The 17,432-nt window shown below is 68.2% G+C and carries 15 protein-coding genes and 1 pseudogene; 10 read left to right on the top strand and 6 right to left on the bottom strand.

All coding sequences use genetic code 11. The features are described 5' to 3' along the window. The first annotated feature begins 101 nt into the window (after positions 1-101). Positions 102-3,578 carry a DNA polymerase III subunit alpha gene (gene dnaE / locus AWU67_RS07320; RefSeq protein WP_067232313.1) on the top strand — a complete coding sequence of 1,159 codons (3,477 nt, stop codon included), beginning with the start codon at positions 102-104 and terminating at the stop codon, positions 3,576-3,578. An 815-nt stretch (positions 3,579-4,393) separates the two neighbouring features. Here dnaE and AWU67_RS07315 read toward each other — a convergent pair. After that, positions 4,394-4,909 (bottom strand): flavin reductase family protein, encoded by a 516-nt coding sequence (locus AWU67_RS07315; RefSeq protein ID WP_082716834.1) that lies wholly within the window; start codon positions 4,907-4,909, stop codon positions 4,394-4,396. Between the two features lie 78 nt (positions 4,910-4,987). Here AWU67_RS07315 and hisD point away from each other — a divergent pair, with 78 nt between their 5' ends. Next, positions 4,988-6,292, top strand: a complete 1,305-nt coding sequence (hisD, locus tag AWU67_RS07310; RefSeq protein ID WP_067227407.1) for a histidinol dehydrogenase — start codon at positions 4,988-4,990, stop codon at positions 6,290-6,292. Positions 6,293-6,309: 17 nt separating this feature from the next. Here the strand turns inward: hisD and AWU67_RS07305 are convergent, their stop codons facing one another. Continuing rightward, the gene (locus AWU67_RS07305) at positions 6,310-6,978 is read right to left on the bottom strand and encodes a hypothetical protein (protein WP_067227405.1); all 669 of its coding nucleotides are present in this window, start codon (positions 6,976-6,978) and stop codon (positions 6,310-6,312) included. A gap of 52 nt (positions 6,979-7,030) precedes the next feature. On the opposite strand from AWU67_RS07305, the gene nrdR reads away from it, so the two are divergent. Next, the gene (gene nrdR, locus AWU67_RS07300) at positions 7,031-7,504 is read left to right on the top strand and encodes a transcriptional regulator NrdR (RefSeq protein ID WP_067227403.1); all 474 of its coding nucleotides are present in this window, start codon (positions 7,031-7,033) and stop codon (positions 7,502-7,504) included. 58 nt (positions 7,505-7,562) lie between these two features. Then, a pseudogene (locus tag AWU67_RS07295) lies at positions 7,563-8,596 on the top strand (quinone-dependent dihydroorotate dehydrogenase). A gap of 131 nt (positions 8,597-8,727) precedes the next feature. Here AWU67_RS07295 and AWU67_RS07290 read toward each other — a convergent pair. Next, complete coding sequence (locus tag AWU67_RS07290) at positions 8,728-9,798, bottom strand: App1 family protein (protein WP_067227400.1); 1,071 nt, start codon at positions 9,796-9,798, stop codon at positions 8,728-8,730. Positions 9,799-9,902: 104 nt separating this feature from the next. Between AWU67_RS07290 and AWU67_RS07285 the strand changes: the two genes are divergently transcribed. From AWU67_RS07285 to AWU67_RS07265, 5 genes are all read left to right on the top strand, one after another. Continuing rightward, positions 9,903-10,595, top strand: a complete 693-nt coding sequence (locus tag AWU67_RS07285; RefSeq protein ID WP_067227399.1) for a TetR/AcrR family transcriptional regulator — start codon at positions 9,903-9,905, stop codon at positions 10,593-10,595. A 19-nt stretch (positions 10,596-10,614) separates the two neighbouring features. After that, positions 10,615-11,427 (top strand): ABC transporter ATP-binding protein, encoded by an 813-nt coding sequence (locus tag AWU67_RS07280; protein ID WP_067227397.1) that lies wholly within the window; start codon positions 10,615-10,617, stop codon positions 11,425-11,427. Continuing rightward, complete coding sequence (locus AWU67_RS07275) at positions 11,424-12,062, top strand: ABC transporter permease (protein ID WP_067227396.1); 639 nt, start codon at positions 11,424-11,426, stop codon at positions 12,060-12,062. Before AWU67_RS07280 ends, AWU67_RS07275 begins: the two co-directional genes overlap by 4 nt. Next, positions 12,059-12,829 carry an ABC transporter permease gene (locus AWU67_RS07270; RefSeq protein WP_067232310.1) on the top strand — a complete coding sequence of 257 codons (771 nt, stop codon included), beginning with the start codon at positions 12,059-12,061 and terminating at the stop codon, positions 12,827-12,829. The genes AWU67_RS07275 and AWU67_RS07270 overlap by 4 nt, the downstream gene beginning before the upstream one ends. Positions 12,830-12,905: 76 nt before the next feature. Then, positions 12,906-13,784 (top strand): ABC transporter substrate-binding protein, encoded by an 879-nt coding sequence (locus AWU67_RS07265; protein ID WP_234407386.1) that lies wholly within the window; start codon positions 12,906-12,908, stop codon positions 13,782-13,784. Here the strand turns inward: AWU67_RS07265 and AWU67_RS07260 are convergent. The 3 genes from AWU67_RS07260 to AWU67_RS07250 all read right to left on the bottom strand — a co-directional run bounded on the left by AWU67_RS07260 (position 13,781) and on the right by AWU67_RS07250 (position 15,925). Continuing rightward, positions 13,781-14,449, bottom strand: coding sequence for a DedA family protein (locus AWU67_RS07260; RefSeq protein WP_067232302.1), 669 nt, complete (start codon positions 14,447-14,449; stop codon positions 13,781-13,783). The two genes, AWU67_RS07265 and AWU67_RS07260, sit on opposite strands and share 4 nt — an antisense overlap. Before the next feature lie 75 nt (positions 14,450-14,524). Then, positions 14,525-15,532: a M56 family metallopeptidase gene (locus AWU67_RS07255; RefSeq protein WP_067227395.1), complete on the bottom strand. Its 1,008-nt coding sequence runs from the start codon at positions 15,530-15,532 to the stop codon at positions 14,525-14,527. Positions 15,533-15,547: 15 nt separating this feature from the next. Further along, on the bottom strand, positions 15,548-15,925 hold the full coding sequence (locus AWU67_RS07250) for a BlaI/MecI/CopY family transcriptional regulator (RefSeq protein WP_067227393.1): 378 nt from the start codon (positions 15,923-15,925) through the stop codon (positions 15,548-15,550). A gap of 94 nt (positions 15,926-16,019) precedes the next feature. On the opposite strand from AWU67_RS07250, the gene AWU67_RS07245 reads away from it, so the two are divergent. Next, a complete protein-coding gene (locus AWU67_RS07245) occupies positions 16,020-17,432 on the top strand; it encodes a cytochrome ubiquinol oxidase subunit I (protein ID WP_067227391.1) in 1,413 nt (470 codons plus the stop codon).

The following is a 17,432-nucleotide window of genomic DNA, read 5'->3' as shown; positions in this document are numbered from 1 at the left end:
TCAGTAACACCCAGCACCACCCGCTTTCGAATTAGTCGGAGAAACACGTGACTGCAGCAAACGACTCCTTCGTACACCTCCACGTGCACAGCGAGTACTCCATGCTGGACGGCGCCGCGCACATCAAGCCGCTGATGGAAGCCGTCGTCGCCGAGAAGATGCCGGCCATCGCCGTCACCGACCACGGCAACATGTTCGGCGCCTTCGACTTCTGGAACCAGGCCAACGCGGCCGGGGTGAAGCCGATCATCGGCACCGAGGCCTACGTCACGCCCGGCACCGCCCGCGGCGACCGCACCCGCGTCAAGTGGGGCAGCGGCGCGCAAGGCGAGGACGACGTCTCCGGCTCCGGCGCCTACACTCACATGACCCTGCTCTCTGAGACGACAGAGGGCATGCACAACCTGTTCCGGATGTCGTCCAAGGCCTCCATCGAGGGCTACTACTTCAAGCCCCGCATGGACCGCGAGCTGCTCTCGGAGTACGCGAAGGGCGTCATCGCCACGACCGGCTGCGCCGGTGGCGAGGTGCAGACGCGCCTGCGCCTCGGCCAGTACGAGGAGGCGAAGAAGGCGGCGGGAGACTTCCGCGACATCTTCGGCAAGGAGAACTTCTTCGTCGAGGTGATGGACCACGGCATCGACGTCGAGCGGCGAACCATCAGTGAACTGTTGCGGCTGGCCAAGGAACTCGACCTGCCGCTGGTGGCCACCAACGACCTGCACTACACGCACGCCCACGACGCCACGGCGCACGCCGCCCTGCTCTGCGTGCAGTCCGGCTCGACCCTGGACGACCCGAACCGCTTCAAGTTCGACGCCGACGAGTTCTATCTGAAGAGCGCCGCGCAGATGCGTCACCTGTTCCGCGACAACATCTCCGCCTGCGACAACACGCTGCTGATCGCCGAGCGCTGCGACGTGCAGTTCGACACCTCGAAAAGCTACATGCCGCGCTTCCCGGTGCCGGAGGGCGAGACGGAGGACACCTGGTTCGCCAAGGAGGTCGACGCGGGCCTTGCCGTGCGCTACCCGAACGGCATCCCGGACGATGTGCGCAGGCAGGCCGACTACGAGACCGGCGTCATCCTGCAGATGGGCTTCCCCGGCTACTTCCTCGTCGTCGCCGACTTCATCAACTGGTCCAAGCGCAACGGCATCCGCGTCGGCCCCGGCCGAGGCTCTGGCGCCGGCTCCATGGCAGCATACGCCATGGGCATCACCGACCTGGACCCTCTGGTGCACGGTCTGATCTTCGAGCGCTTCCTCAACCCGGAGCGCGTCTCCATGCCCGACTTCGACGTCGACTTCGATGATCGTCGCCGCGGCGAGGTCATCAAGTACGTGACGGAGAAGTACGGCTCTGAGCGCGTCGCCCAGATCGTCACCTACGGCACCATCAAGGCCAAGCAGGCGCTGAAAGACTCGTCCCGCGTGCTCGGCTTCCCCTTCGGCATGGGCGACAAGCTCACCAAGGCGATGCCGCCGCCCGTCATGGGCAAGGACATCCCCCTCACGGGCATCTTCGACAAGGCGCACCCGCGCTACAAGGAGGCCGCAGACATCCGCGCGGTCGTCGAGACCGACCACGAGGCCAAGACCGTCTTCGAGACGGCGCTGGGCCTGGAGAACCTGAAGCGCCAGTGGGGCGTGCACGCCGCCGGCGTGATCATGTCCAGCGACCCCCTGATCGACATCATCCCGATCATGAAGCGCGAGCAGGACGGCCAGATCGTCACGCAGTTCGATTACCCGGCTGCGGAAGCGCTCGGGCTGATCAAGATGGACTTCCTCGGCCTCCGCAACCTGACCATTGTCTCGGACGCCCTCGACAACATCGAGCTGAACCGCGGCCACCGACTCGTGCTGGAGGAGCTCGAGCTCGACGACGTCGCCGCGTACGAGCTGCTCGCCCGCGGCGACACCCTCGGCGTCTTCCAGCTCGACGGTGGGCCCATGCGCGGCCTGCTGCGCCTGATGAAGCCCGACAACTTCGAGGACATCTCGGCCGTGCTGGCGCTGTACCGCCCGGGCCCGATGGGCGCTGACTCGCACACCAACTATGCGCTGCGCAAGAACGGCCTGCAGCCGATCACGCCGATCCACCCCGAGCTGGCGGACGCCCTCGAGGAGGTGCTCGGCGGTACATACGGCCTCATCATCTACCAGGAGCAGGTGATGTCGATCGCGCAGAAGGTCGCCGGCTTCTCGCTCGGCCAGGCCGACATCCTGCGCCGCGCCATGGGCAAGAAGAAGAAGTCGGAGCTGGACAAGCAGTACGAAGGCTTCCGTGCCGGAATGCACGCGAACGGCTTCACGGATGCCGCCGTCAAGGCGCTCTGGGACATCCTGCTGCCCTTCTCCGACTACGCCTTCAACAAGGCCCACTCCGCCGCCTACGGCGTCGTCTCCTACTGGACGGCGTACCTCAAGGCGCACTACCCGGCCGAGTACATGGCCGCGCTACTGACCAGTGTCGGCGACTCCAAAGACAAGATGGCGATCTACCTCAACGAGTGTCGCCGCATGGGCATCAAGGTGCTGCCGCCGGACGTCAACGAGTCGATCGGCTTCTTCGCCGCCGTCGGCACCGACATCCGATTCGGTCTGGGCGCGGTGCGCAACGTCGGATTCAACGTGGTCGAGGGCATCCGGGCGGCGCGCGAGGAGAAGGGCCGATTCGACGGCTTCCACGACTACTTGCGCAAGGTGCCGATCCACGCCACCAACAAGCGCACCGTCGAGTCGCTGATCAAGGCCGGCGCGTTCGACTCGCTCGGCAACACCCGCCGCGCCCTGATCGAGGTCCACGAGTCGGCCGTCGAGTCGGCCGTGAAGATCAAGCGCGACGAGGAGAACGGCAACGTCGGATTCGACTTCGACAGCCTGTTCGAGGAGGTCGGCGAGGCTCCGTCCTCCGACGTTCCCGAGCGCCCCGAGTGGGCCAAGAAGGACAAGCTCGCCTTCGAGCGCGAGATGCTCGGCCTCTACGTCTCCGACCACCCGCTGGCCGGGCTCGAAGTGCCCTTGGCGAAGCACGCCAGCATCTCGATCGCAGAGCTGATGGCATCCGAGACCATCGAAGACGGCGAGACCGTCACCATCGCCGGCCTCGTCACCAGCGTGCAGCACCGCACAGCCAAGAACTCGGGCAACCAGTACGGCATGATCACCGTCGAGGACTTCGGCGGCGAGATCACCGTGATGTTCATGGGCAAGGGCTACCAGGAATTCGCGCCGCTGCTCATCGCCGACTCCATCGCCGTGGTGCGTGGCCGGGTCAGCATGCGCGACGACGGCATGAACCTGCACGCGTTCAGCCTGATGACCCCGGACATGGGCCAGGACGAGGTCGAGGGCACCGTCAACATCTCGATGCCCGACCAGCGTGCAACGCCGGACACGGTGAAGGCGCTGGACGAGATCCTCACCCGGCACGCAGGCGCCAACGAGGTTCGACTGAAGCTCACCCGCGGCGGCACGGCGCGCGTGTTCGAGCTGCCCCGGCACTCGGTCACGGTGACGGCCGACCTCTACGGAGAGCTGAAGAGCCTCCTCGGCCCGAACTGCCTGGTCTAGCCCCGCCGTTTGCCCGCCGGCGCTGGCGCTCCCTTGGCCGTTGGCTGGAGGGAGCGCCAGCGACCGAGGCCGGCGCCGCAACATTCCGTTGATCGAGTAGGCCCGCTAGGGCCGTATCGAGATCGGCTTGCGAGGTCTCGATATGCGCCGCGGGCGGCGCTATTCGACCAGCGGGGTGGCGGGCGGATGCCGGGGCGAGCCGATCGGGTTGCCTCCGGGGCTTCGGGCGGTGCGCTGCTCGTTCCTCGCGGCACGCCGCCCTCCAGCCGGCGGTGTTTTCCCGTTGGCTTGAGGGAGCGCCAGCGACCGAAGCCGGCGCCGCAACATTCCGTTGATCGAGTAGGCCCGCTAGGGCCGTATCGAGATCGGCTTGCGAGGTCTCGATACGCGCCGCGGGCGGCGCTACTCGACCAGCGGGGTGGCGGGCGGACGCCGGGGCGAGCCGATCGGGTCGACTCCGGGGCTTCGGGCGGTGCGCTGCTCGTTCCTCGCGGCGCGCCGCCCTCCAGCCGGCGGGTGTTCTCCCGTTGGCTCGAGGGAGCGCCAGCGACCGAAGCCGGCGCCGCAACATTCCGTTGATCGAGTAGGCCCGCTAGGGCCGTATCGAGATCGGCTTGCGAGGTCTCGATATGCGCTGCCCTCAAGCCGGCGGGTGTTTTCCCGTTGGCTCGAGGGAGCGCCAGCGACCGAAGCCGGCGCCGCAACCGCAGGGTCCCTTTTCCGTTGATCGAGTAGGCCCGCTAGGGCCGTATCGAGATCCGCATGCGAGGTCTCGATACGCGCCGCCCTCCAGCCAGCGGCCGGAACGGTACGGGTCAGACGATCTCGCCGGGGGTGCGGTAGGCGCGCTCGTGGTACAGCAGCGGCGCGTCATCCGCGCCCAGGGCGCCCTCCTCGATCTGCACGATCACCACGGCGTTGTTGTGAACCGGGACTCGCTCCAGGATGCGGCCACTCATCCACGCCGTGACGTCGTTGATGACGGGCAGGCCGTGCGGCCCCAAGTGCCAGTGATCGCCGATGAAACGCTCGGAGGCGTCACGCGCCATGATCTCGGCGATCGCACGGTTGCGGGCGCCCAGCATGTGGATCACGACCCTGTCGGTCTCGGTGATCGCCCGCCAGGCGCTGGCGGAGCGCGCCATGTTGAACGTGGCCAGAGGCGGAACCGCCGCCAGGGAGGCGAGCGAGGTAGCGGTGAAGCCGACCGGCTTCCCCTCCGGGTCCAGGGCCGTGACAATGGCGACGCCCGCGGCATGGCGACGGAACGCCTGCTTGAAAGCGTGCAGGTCGTCGGGCATGTTCTCTGGGGACGGGGCGGAAATAGTCATACGCCAGTATCAAGCGCCCGCGCGGGGCGCGTATTCCCAGCGGTCGCCCCACCCACGTGCAGATAAACTGGGCAGATCATGATCCAGACGATTGACCTGCGCGGTCTCCAGCCGACCCCCGCCGAACTCCTCGCCCTCGTGCCCCGTGCGAGCACCGATGTGACTGTCGCGTTGGAGGTGGCGGCAGAGCTCATCGACGACGTCCGCGCCCGCGGTGAGCATGCCCTGCTGGACCAGGCCGAGCGGCTCGACCGGGTGCGCCCCGAGTCGATCCGGGTGCCGCAGCAGCACATCGATGAGGCCGTGGCAGCCCTCGATGAGGCCGTCCACGCCGCCATCCTGGAGACCATCCGCCGGGTGCGGCTGGCCAGCGCCGCCCAGGTGCCGCCCGCCGTGACCACCGTGGTCGCGCCGGGTGCCGAGATCATTCAGCGCTGGCAGCCGGTCGGCCGGGTCGGGCTCTACGTTCCCGGCGGCAAGGCCGTCTACCCGTCGAGCGTCGTCATGAACGTCGTGCCCGCGCAGACCGCCGGGGTGCGCTCCATCGCGCTCGCCTCCCCGCCGCAGGCCGCCTTCGGCGGGCGCGTGCACCCGACGATCCTCGCCGTGGCCGGGCTCCTTGGCATCACCGAGGTGTATGCCATGGGCGGCGCGGGCGCCGTGGGCGCTTTTGCCTACGGGGTGCACGGCATCGGCCTCGACCCCGTGCAGATGGTCACCGGCCCCGGCAACGTCTACGTCGCCGCCGCCAAGCGACTGATTCGCGGCCAGGCCGGCATCGACGCGGAGGCCGGCCCCACCGACATCCTCGTCATCGCCGACTCCACCGGCGATGCCGCGCTGATCGCCGCCGACCTGGTCAGCCAGGCCGAACACGATGAGCTCGCCGCGACCGTGCTGGTCACGAACGACGCCGAGTTGGCGGCATCCGTCGAGCGCGAGCTCGAACGCCTGGCCGAGACGACGACCCACTCCGCCCGGGTGACCGCCGCGCTGACCGGGCCGCAGTCCGCGGTCGTGCTCGTCGACGACATCGAGGCCGCCGCGGCCTTCAGCAACGCGTTCGGGCCGGAGCACCTTGAGATCCAGACCGAGAAGCCGGAGGAGGTGCTGGAGCTCATCGAGAACGCCGGCGCGATCTTCCTCGGCGAGAACTCGCCGGTGAGCCTCGGCGACTACTCGGCCGGCTCGAACCACGTGCTGCCAACCGGCGGCCAGGCGCGCTTCTCTGCGGGCCTCGGCGCGTCGACATTCCTGCGCCCGCAGCAGGTGGTGCGTTACAGCCGCGAGGCCCTGGCCGAGGTGCACGCCAACGTGCTCGCGCTCAGCGACGCCGAGGCCCTGCCCGCGCACGGCGACGCCGTCAGCGCCCGCTTCGTCTAGATGCAGGTCTGGCGGGCTCACGCCAACAACAGCGTGAGCTCGTCGATCTCGATCGCCAACAGGAAGACTCCGGAGGCGAGCGCGGCGGTGATCAGCACGCCGGGGTGGGCCAGGCCGATTGTGACGGCGCGCAGCCGCGGCTGCCGGAGGAGCAGCCGGGCGGGCACCGTGGTGCTCGCCGGGAACTGCCGCCAGCCGCGCACCTTCATGAGGAACCAGGCGCAGCGCAGCAGGAAGACGATCCAGAGCACCGTGATTGCGGGCAGCACGATTCCCAGCACGAGGCTGAAGCCGGTGCCGAGCACCTCGTTCTCTCGGCCCTCTGCCAGCAGCGAGAGCGTGGTCGAGATGGTGGCGCCCAGCACGATCGACGCCGTCCAGGCCAGGAACCCGGCGATGATGACCAGGTACCGGGTGAGGAAGTGGCCGAGCACGGAGCCGTGGGTCTCGAGTGCGCGCCGCGGCGTCGCCTGGAGCACGACGATCATGGCCGCGACCGGGGGCAGCACCAGTAAGGCGACGACGGCCAGCACCACCGGTGCACTCCAGTCGAGCGCGGCGGCGGCGATGGCCAGAACGCCGAAGGCGGCGAGCCAGAGCCAGCCGGCGAGGAGAGGGTGGGCGACCAGCCAGCTGGGGAGCGCCTCGTCGGCGCGGCGCCGCTGTGCGTCATCCGTCGCGGTCATGCCCCCACTGTAGCGGCCGCCCCGCCGCGCGACCGGCTAGGCTGGGGGCACGATGTATTGCCCGTTCTGCCGCCACCCCGACTCCCGGGTCATCGATTCGCGCACCAGCGATGACGGGCTCTCCATCCGCCGCCGCCGCCAATGCCCAGAGTGCGGCCGCCGTTTCAGCACCACTGAGACAGCCACCCTCGCCGTGACCAAGCGCAACGGCGTCGTTGAGCTGTTCAGCCGCGAGAAGGTCGTCGCCGGCGTACGCAAGGCCTGCCAGGGACGGCCCGTCACCGACTCCGACCTGGCCGTGCTGGCGCAAAAGGTCGAGGAGACGATCCGGTCCACCGGTGCATCCCAGATCGAGGCCAACGACATCGGCCTCGCGATCCTCGCGCCGCTGCGCGAACTCGACGAGGTCGCTTTCCTCCGTTTCGCCAGCGTCTACCAAGCGTTTGAGTCGCTCGACGACTTCGAGGCCGCCATCGCCCAGCTGCGCTCGGAGCCCGGGCGCAAGCCGCCGAAGCCGGTCGACTGACCCACTACCCACCTCGCGGTCTCGCCGGTGGCCTGCCTGCCGGTATTCTGATTCAGGCATGTATCCACTACTTTTCTCCCTCGTCTTGTCCAAGCTTGACCCCGAGCGCGCGCACCACCTCGCGTTCGGCGTGATCAAGGCGCTGCCGACCGCGGGCTTCGGCCGGCTCGTGCACCGTTACACGCGCCCGCGCACCGACCAGTCCGTGCAGGCGCTCGGCCTGCACTTCGACACCCCGTTCGGTGTCGCTGCCGGCTTCGACAAGGACGCGAAGGCCGTCATCGGCCTCGGCCAGCTCGGCTTCGGCCACATCGAGGTGGGCACCCTCACCGCCCACGCGCAGCCGGGCAACGAGCAGCCGCGCCTGTTCCGCCTCGTGCCGGACCGCGCCGTCATCAACCGCATGGGCTTCAACAATGGGGAGCGGCGGGCGCCACCGAGCGTCTCCGCGCGGCGCGCGCCACCGCCGGCCGTCCCGTCATCGGCGTGAACATCGGCAAGAGCCGGGTCACCGCCGTCGAGGATGCCACGAACGACTACCTGATCTCGGCCAAGGCGCTCGCGCCGCTGGCCGACTACCTGGTCGTGAACGTCAGCTCGCCGAACACGCCGGGCCTGCGCGGTTTGCAGGAGCTGGAGCTGCTCCGGCCCCTTCTCTCCGCCGTCAAGGAGGCCTGCGGAACCACCCCTCTGCTCGTCAAGATCGCTCCCGACCTCCTCGACGAGGAAGTCGTCAAGATCGCCGGGCTCGTCGTCGAGCTCGGGTTGGACGGCATCATCGCCACGAACACCACGATCTCCCGTGAGGGGCTGGCCACGCCGGCATCCGTCGTCGAGGCCGCCGGCGCCGGAGGGCTCTCCGGCGCGCCGCTCGCCGCCCGCTCGCTGGCGGTGCTGCGCCTGATCCGCGCACACGTGCCCGCCGAGCTGTGCGTCATCTCGGCCGGCGGCGTCGAAACCGCGGAGGATGTCGCGGAGCGCCTGGCCGCCGGGGCGACCCTGGTGCAGGGCTACACCGCGTTCCTCTACCGCGGCCCGCTCTGGGCTCGTCAGATCAACCGCGGCCTGGACCGGATCCGCGCCACACGCTAGCTCCTAGCTGTCCGGCCAGCGCAGGACTGTGCAGGACTGCGCTGCACGGTCCTGCGTAGCGCCACTTTCTGCCCTGTGTGCCACCCGATGCGGCGCAGGCCACAGAAAGTGGCGCAGCGCGGCGAGCCGGGCTAGAGGACGCCGATCTCGCTCAGCTGGTCGGCCAGGCCGGAACCGTCCGGTGCGTACGCCCACGGCACCCCGCCGTAGCCGTCCTCCAGCTTGGAGCGACCGCCGGCCAGCACCGCCTCGCCGGGGGAGAGCTGGCGGATCGCGATCGCGGCCACGTTGTCCGGGTGGGCGAGGGCGAACTGGCGGTAGTGTTCCTCGTCGTGCTGGCCGTCGTCGCCGACGAGCAGCCAGCGGATGTTCGGGAACTCGGCCGCGAGCCGGTTGAGGTTGTCCCGCTTGTGCTCGCGCCCGCTCCGGAACAGCCGGTCGTGGGTGGGACCCCAGTCGGTGAGCAGCAGCACGCCGCTCGGGTACAGATTGCGGGAGAGGAAGCGGCTCAGTGTCGGAGCCACATTCCACGCGCCGGTGGAGAGGTAGATCACCGGGGTACCGGGGCGGGAGCTGGCCAGCTTCTCCAACAGCACGGCCATGCCGGGCGTCGGGATGCGGGCGTGCTCGTCGAGCACGAAGGTGTTCCAGGCCGCGAGCAGCGGGCGGGGCAGCATCGTGACCATCACCGTGTCGTCGACATCCGACAGCACACCGAACGTCACGGATGGGTCGACCACGTTCAGCTCAGCCTCGACGGGCAGCGATTCCGCGGTGCGCAGGGTCGCGGTGTGCCAGCCGGGCTCAAGCTTCACCTGCACGACAGTGTCGACGACCCCGCCGCGGTCGGCGATGACATCGAAACTCTGGCCGCCGAGCTCGACGGTCACCCGGGCGGATCCGACGGGGACGCTGGTGAAGCTGCGCCAGCCGCGCATCCCGGTGCCGCGGCGCTCGGCGCGGCGCTTGGCGCGCGGTGAGACGGGCTGCGGGTCGGCGGGGCGGGAGAGCAGCACGCGGCAGAGGATGCGCACCCAGCCGTCTCCGCCGTAGCCGGAGTAGGGGATGACCGTCTCGCGGTGTCCGCGCCTGCGGGCGGAGCGATCGCGCCGGGCATGAACCCAGTCTTCGATGCGTGCTGCGCGATGGGCCCGAGAAGCCGAGCTCTGGGGCGCACTGAACGCTTCGCTGGAGTCGACCACGAGTCCAGTCTTTCACGCCCCCGAGATCATTCGAACCGCTTCCGGTTCGTGCGTGTCGCTCCGCGCCTATAAAGTGGGACGACTGTTCTACAAGGAGGAGACACGTGCCGTTAGCTAAATTGGCCGGAGTGGGCGACCTCGGTGCCGGACGCGCAGTGCGAACCGAGCCGATCCAGCAGCGCAGCGCCGAAAGGCTCGACGCACTGCTGGATTCCGCCGCCTATGTGGTCGACCAAGTCGGTTTCGACAGGATCACGACCGCCATGATCGCTGATCATGCTGGTGCATCCATCGGCACCGTCTACCGCTATTTCCCCGACCGCGTCGCGGTGCTCTCTGCGCTGCGTGACCGGTCGATGATGCGATTCCGGGCACGCGTCGCGTTCGACATCCAAGATTCTTCCCCCCAGAACTGGTGGCAGGCCGTCGACCTGGCCATCAGCGCCTTCGTCGACCTGTACCGCACGGAGCCCGGATTCCACATCGTGCACTTCACCGAGCGCCAGAGCGTGGCTGGCGGCCCCGCCGCCCACACCGACGAGGATCCCGAAGTCGTGGCCCACGCCGGCGAAGATTCCTTCCCCGTTCGCCTGGCCGCCGTCTTGAGCGAGGAGTTCGGCCTCGACGGTGGGCCGGAGCTGCTGTTCCGGCTCGAGGTCGCCATCGAGATCGCCGATGGGCTGCTCTCCCGCGCGTTCCGGGACGACCCGGACGGAGACAGCCGGTTCATTGCGGAATGCCGATCGGTGGCGCATGGTTATCTGGTGTCGTACTACGGCGGTCCCGAGAAGGACTAGGCAGACGAGGGGCACCACGATGATCGAGTTTCGCTCTGTCGGTAAAACCTTCGAGGATGGCACTGTCGCCGTCCGTGATTTCAGCTTGGTGCTGCCCTCGCACAGCACCACCGTGCTGCTCGGATCCTCCGGGTCGGGAAAGACCACCCTGCTGCGCATGATCAACCGCATGGTCGACCCGACATCCGGCAAGGTCTTGATCGATGGGGCGGATGTCGCCGAGCAGAAGCCGGTGGCCCTGCGCCGCCGCATCGGCTACGTCATGCAGAACTCCGGCCTGCTGCCGCACCGCACCGTGATCGACAACGTCGCCACCGTGCCGGTGCTCAGCGGGGTGAGCAAACGGGAGGCCAAGGGGCGGGCGCTGGAGCTGTTGGACACGGTCGGGCTCGACCGGTCTCTGGCCTCTCGCTACCCCAGCCAGCTCTCCGGCGGGCAGCAGCAGCGTGTCGGCGTCGCCCGTGGGCTCGCCGCCGACCCCAACATCCTGCTCATGGACGAACCGTTCGGCGCCGTCGACCCGCTTGTGCGCGCCGAACTGCAGCAAGAACTGCTCCGGCTGCAGGCCGAACTTGGCAAGACCGTCGTCTTCGTCACCCACGACGTCGACGAGGCGTTCCTGCTCGGCGATCAGATCGTGCTCCTGCGCGAGGGCGGCGAGATCGCCCAGCAGGGCACCCCGGCCGAGATCCTGGCCAGCCCGGCGGATGACTTCGTCGCCGGCTTCATCGGCGCCGACCGCGGCAACCGCCTGCTGCGGGTGCACGAGATCGACGGCATCCGGGTCGTCGTCGATGCGCACGGACGCCCCGCCGGGGTGCTCGAGCAGTGACCTGGCTCTGGGCCAACATCGGCCTGGTGTGGCAGCTCACTCTGGCCCACATCGGGTTGAGCATTGTGCCCATCCTGCTCGGGCTGCTGGCCTCGCTGCCGCTCGGACTGTTGGCCCACCGTGTGCGCCCCAGTCGCGGCATCCTGCTCGCCCTGGCCACCATCGCCTTCACGATTCCATCACTGCCGCTGTTCATCGCCCTGCCCGCCGTGCTCGGCACCGGGTTCACCAGCCCCATCAACGTCATGGTCGGGCTCAGCCTGTATGCGCTGGCGCTCATGCTGCGCTCCAGCGCCGACGCCTTCGACTCAATCGATGACGATGTGCGCCTTTCTGCGCGCGGCATGGGCTTCTCCGGCTGGCAGATGTTCTGGCGCCTCGAACTCCCGCTGGCCGGGCCGGTGCTACTGGCGGGGCTGCGCGTCGTCTCAGCTACAACGGTGAGCCTCGTCACGGTGGGTTCACTCGTCGGTGTGACCAGTCTCGGCTATCTCTTCATCAACGGCTTCCAGCGCAACATCGCCGCCGAGGTGGTCAGCGGCATCGTGGCCACGCTGCTCGTCGCCGTCGTGTTCGACCTCGTGATCGTCGCCTGCGGGCGCGCTCTGATGCCGTGGCGGGTGAGGACCCGATGAACCTCTTCCTTGCCGCCATCGCGTGGATCTTCAATCCAGCGCTGCAGAGTGCGCCCGGAGCGCTGCCGCAGCGCATCCTCGAGCACCTCGGCTACACCTTCGGCGCCACCGCGATCGCCGCGCTGATCGCCGTGCCGCTCGGCTACTACATCGGGCACACGGGGCGAGGGCGTGAGATCGCCGTGGCCTTCACCGGCGGCATGCGCGCCCTGCCGAGCCTCGGTGTGTTGATCCTGATCGCCCTCGGGCTGGGCATCGGCTTCGAGGCGCCGCTGCTGACCTTTGTGCTGCTGGCGATCCCGCCGGTGCTCAGCGGCGCCTACTCCGGGTTGCAGGCCATCGACCGTCGGGTGATCGAGGCCGCAACGGCGATGGGGATGACGCCGCTGCAGGTTTTGGTGCGGGTGGAGATCCCGCTGGGCCTGCCACTGCTCATCGGCGGCCTCCGCGCCGGCATCCTGCAGGTCGTCGCCACGGCGACGCTGGCCGCCTATGTGAGCGGCGGGGCGCTCGGCGGCTACATCTTCCTCGGCATCGCCACCCGCAATTACACCGAGATGCTCGGCGCATCCATCGTCATCACGGTGCTCGCCCTCGTGCTCGAGGCGGTGTTCGCGTTGATACAAAAATTCGTCACACCGCGCGGAGTGTCGGTGTTGAGTGGCAGAATCAACCGAGCGGGCACCCCTCGAACGCGGGGGCCGCTCACTCAACAGAGCAAAGGACTCTCGCATGAACGTCAACACGTCTCACACGTCCCCGACTGATTCGTCCTCTCCGCGTCCCTCCCCGCGAGCTCGCCGTCGGGGGCGAGCCGCCCTGGCCGGTGCAGCGACTGTGTTGGTGGTGCTCGCGCTCGGTGCCTGCGCCAGCGGCAACCCCTTGAACGCTGCCACGCCGAGCAACGGGGGCACGGCGGGATCAGACACCATCGTCGTCGGATCGCAGCAGTACTACTCCAACGAGATCATCGCCGAAATCTACTCGCAGGCGCTGGAGGCCAACGGCTTCACTGTGCAGCGTGACTTCAACATCGGCCAGCGCGACGCCTACCTGCCGGCGCTGGAGAGCGGTCAGGTCGACCTGTTCCCCGAGTACACCGGCAACCTGCTGCAGTTCTACAAGCCGGACACCACGGCGCGCACCAGTGACGACGTGTACGCGGCGCTCGGCTCGGCTCTGCCGAGCGGGCTGCGGGTGCTCGACCAGGCCGAGGCCACCGACCAGGACTCCTACGTCGTGACGAAGACCTTCGCCGACGCCAACAAGCTGGTCTCCATCGGCGACCTGGCCACGGTGACCACCCCGCTCACTCTCGGCGGCAACTCAGAGCTCGCGACGCGGCCGTATGGGCCCGACGGCCTGAAGTCGGTGTACGGCGTGACTGTCGGCTTCACCCCGATCGAAGACAGCGGCGGACCGCTCACCCAGAAGGCGTTGCTCGACGGCACGGTGCAGATCGTCAACATCTACAGCGCCGACCCGAACATCAAGGCCAACGACCTGGTGACACTCACCGACCCCAAGGGCCTCTTCCTGGCGTCGCACGTCGTGCCCCTGGCTGGCCCTGGCGTCTCGGATGCCGCGGCCGCTGTGATCAACAAGGTGCAGGGCGCGCTGACCGCCGCCGACCTGGTGGCGATGAACGCGCAGAGCGTGAACGACCAGCTGGCGGCTCCGGTGATCGCCACCCAGTGGCTGAACGAGAAGAAGCTCTTCTAGGCTTCGGCTTCGGGATCCGCGTCTACGGGCGCGTCCATGTGCTTGGCCTCGTGGCGCTCGAGCAACTTCTTGCCGAGCACCACGAGCGCCAGGAACACCACGATGATGCCAACGAAGATATAGCCGGCGAAGTGCAGCTGGCGTGACAGCTCGCGGTAGCTTCCTGCCGCCGCCGATCCGACGCTGACGTAGGCGAATGCCCAGATCACGCACGCCGGCACCGTCCAGGCCATGAAGGTGCGGTAGCGCATCTTGCTCATGCCGACCGTGAGCGGGATCAGGGAGTGCAGCACCGGCAGGAACCGGGAGACGAACACGGCGACGCCGCCGCGGCGCGCCAGGTAGCGTTCCGCGCGCGCCCAGTTGTGGTCGCCGACCTTCTGGCCGAGCCGGCTGCGGCGGATGTGCGGGCCGAACCAGCGGCCGAGGGCGAAGCCGATGCTCTCGCCCGTCAGGGCTCCCACGACCACGGCGGCCACGAGCGCCCAATACTCAAGTGGCGTGGAGACGGCTGTACTGGCCACGATGACGATCGTGTCGCCTGGCACGACGAGACCGACGAGGATCGAGGTCTCGAGCATGATGCCGATCCCGGCCAACAGGGTGCGCAGTGCCGGGTCGACGCTTTGCACGGTGTTCAACAGCCAGTCGAGAAACTCATTCACCTGCCCGAGCATAAACGGTCGGGGAAGGCGGCTGCTGGGAGCGGCCCCTGCGCGGGGCCCGGCTGAGGCCGGCGTTTAGGCGAGCGCCGGGCCGACACCGAGCGCGACGCTCAGCAGCACGGCGGACGGCATCGTGACGGTGATGGCGGCAGCGGTCAGCGCGAGCAGGCGGGCCAGCGGCGGCAGCGGCGGCTCCGGCTGCAGCAGCCGGGCGACCCGCTGGCCGAGCGGGGTGCGCGCGGCATCCGCCGGCATCGGCATGGAACCCGCCTGGCCTGCGCCCAGGAGCCCGGCGGAGCGCGGCTCGGTGCCTGCCTGCAGCTCGCCGCTGGCGCTTGGCTGCGCGGTGCCGACCAGGGCGATGGCGCGGGCGAGCGTGAGCGCATCGGCCTCCTGCCTGGCGTCGTCGTCTGCCAGCATCTCGACCAGCAGGCCGACGGCGTTCTCGGCCCGGTTCGCCATCGGGAACCAGGGCAGAGCCGCATGCCAGGCGCGGAATGCGAGCAGCACGAGGTGGTGGAACTGGCGCAGGTGGGTGCGCTCGTGGGCGAGCACCGCGTCGAGCTCTGCCGGCTCGAGCAGCTCGATCAGCCCGCCGGAGAGCACCGTGACGGTGTGCACGCCGGGCACGCAGTACGCGATCGGCGTGGGGTGGTCCAGCACCCGGGTGCCCGGCTGTTCGGGCAGGGGGGAGCTCAGCAGTTCGACCGCCGCGCGGTGTCGGCGCCGGCTCCGCTCCGTCTGCAACGTGGTGCTGATCAGATTGAGCAGCAGGTGGCCTCCGAGCAGCACGGCCCCGCCGAGAGCGACGATGTTGAGCACCCCGAAATCCGCGGGAATCGGCCCGCTGGTGAGGCTGGCCAACAGCCCGCGGATGCCGCCGAGCTCACCGTTCAGCGGGGCGAGGCCGAAGGTGAGCAGCGCGCCGATCATGGCCAGCCCGCCGCCGAGCGCGATCGCCTGCCACAGAGCGAGGGCGATTCCGGGTGCGCGGGAGGGCCAGCGCGCCGCAGAGAGGGCGAGCGGGATTGGCCAGGCCAACGCCACGGCGAGCACGGCGAGAACGAGCGAAGCGATGAGCACGGGAGCGGTGGTGCCTTAGCTGGGGGTGCGTGAGCCGAGCAGCTCGCGCAGCGTCTCTGCCTCGCTGGCGCTGACCTGGCCGACGAAGCGGGCCAGGGCGGCATCGCGGTCTGGCGCGAGCTCGAGCACCTGATGCATCAGATTCGCCGTGTGCTCCTCGCGTGAATTCACCGCGAAGTAGCGGTGCGGGCGCTCGACGCGGCTGCGGGCGACGAAGCCCTTCGCCTCCAGACGGGAGAGCACGGTCAGAAGAGTCGTCTTGGCATGTTCCTTCCGCGGCGCCTCGGCGTTAGCGTTGAGCAAACGATCGCCGAGCTCGGGTGCGGACAGGCCCTCAGAAGCGTCCCAGAGGGCGTTCATGATCGATCTTTCCAGGACTCCGAGCGTGTTCATATCTCCAGATTACCGGCTGAAGCTGAATATGTTCTACGCTCTGTAGAAGTCACGACTTCTACGCAGTGTAGAAGTCACTTGAGGGGAGTCCCCGTTGAACGAGATCTTGGACCCGTTGGCGCTTGCGCGCTGGCAATTCGGCCTCACCACGATCTATCACTTCTTATTCGTGCCGATCACCATCGGTATGGTCACCGTGACCGCGGTCTTCCAGACCGCGTGGTACCGAACGGGTCACGTCAAGTACCTGCAGCTGACCAAGTTCTTCGGCCAGATCTTCCTGATCAACTTCGCCATGGGTGTCGTCACCGGTATCGTGCAGGAGTTCCAGTTCGGCATGAACTGGTCGGACTACTCCCGCTTCGTCGGTGACGTGTTCGGCGCCCCGCTGGCGCTGGAGGGCCTGCTCGCCTTCTTCTTCGAGGCCACCTTCATCGGGCTCTGGATCTTCGGCTGGGACAAGCTCCCGCGCAAGATCCACCTGCTGACCATCTGGGCGACGGCCTTCGGCTCCATCGTCTCGGCCTACTTCATCATTGCCGCGAACTCGTTCATGCAGAACCCGGTCGCCTACCAGATGAATGAGGAGAAGGGGCGCGCAGAACTCACCAACATCTGGGAGCTGCTGACCAACCCCGTCGCGTTGGCGGCCTTCCCGCACACCATCTTCGCCAGCTTCATGGTGGCCGCCGGCCTCGTCATCACGGTCTCCGCCTGGCACCTGGCGCGCAATCAGCACCTCGAGACGATGCGCCCAGCGCTCAAGTTCGGCCTCTGGGTGATGATTGGCGCCGGCATCCTGACGACGCTCACGGGCGACCAGCTCAGCCTCGCCATGGTGGCAACGCAGCCGATGAAGATGGCCGCGGCAGAGGCGACGTATCAAACCGTGTGCGGCGCTCAAGCCTCGTTCTCGCTGTTCACCCTCGGCACACCCGACGGCACGAGCGAGCTGTTCTCCATTCGCGTGCCGTACCTGCTCTCGCTGCTGTCGACGCACACCTTCGATGGCTGTGTTGAGGGTATCAACGACCTGCAGACCCAGTACACCGCTGCGTTCGGCCCCGGCGACTACGCCCCCACCATCTGGATCACCTACTGGGCGTTCCGTTGGATGATCGGCCTCGGCATGCTGCACGTTCTCGTCGCCGTCGTCGGCCTCTGGCTCACCCGTGGTGGCCGTCTGCCGAAGAACAAGTGGGTCTGGAAGGCCGCGATCTGGTCGTTCCCGCTCTCGCTCGCCGCCATGATCGTCGGCTGGATCTTCGCCGAGATGGGCAGGCAGCCCTGGCTCGTGTTCAGCCTGCTGAAGACCGAGGACGGCGTCTCGCCCGGCGTCACCGGACTTGAGGTGCTGATCTCGATCGTCGCCTTCACGCTGATCTACGGCATCCTCGCGGTCGTCGAGTTCAAGCTCATCAAGAAGGTCGCCCAGAAGGGCCCGGCAGACGCGCCGGAGCCGCACCCGGAGACCGGCCTCATTGAACCGTCAACAACGGTCTACTAG

The organism is Microterricola viridarii (assembly GCF_001542775.1).
In the GTDB taxonomy this organism is placed as follows: domain Bacteria; phylum Actinomycetota; class Actinomycetes; order Actinomycetales; family Microbacteriaceae; genus Microterricola; species Microterricola viridarii_A.
The sequence above is the reverse complement of the archived record's forward strand: the minus strand, read 5'-3'. Positions and strand labels throughout refer to the sequence as shown.

Bases quoted from the DNA above. Each gene is read 5' to 3' on its own strand.
- AWU67_RS07250 (WP_067227393.1), bottom strand. From the start codon at position 15,925: ATGAACACGCTCGGAGTCCTGGAAAGATCGATCATGAACGCCCTCTGG.
- AWU67_RS07305 (WP_067227405.1), bottom strand. From the start codon at position 6,978: ATGACCGCGACGGATGACGCACAGCGGCGCCGCGCCGACGAGGCGCTC.
- AWU67_RS07270 (WP_067232310.1), top strand. From the start codon at position 12,059: ATGAACCTCTTCCTTGCCGCCATCGCGTGGATCTTCAATCCAGCGCTG.
- AWU67_RS07315 (WP_082716834.1), bottom strand. From the start codon at position 4,909: ATGACTATTTCCGCCCCGTCCCCAGAGAACATGCCCGACGACCTGCAC.
- hisD (WP_067227407.1), top strand. From the start codon at position 4,988: ATGATCCAGACGATTGACCTGCGCGGTCTCCAGCCGACCCCCGCCGAA.
- nrdR (WP_067227403.1), top strand. From the start codon at position 7,031: ATGTATTGCCCGTTCTGCCGCCACCCCGACTCCCGGGTCATCGATTCG.
- AWU67_RS07280 (WP_067227397.1), top strand. From the start codon at position 10,615: ATGATCGAGTTTCGCTCTGTCGGTAAAACCTTCGAGGATGGCACTGTC.
- dnaE (WP_067232313.1), top strand. From the start codon at position 102: ATGCTGGACGGCGCCGCGCACATCAAGCCGCTGATGGAAGCCGTCGTC.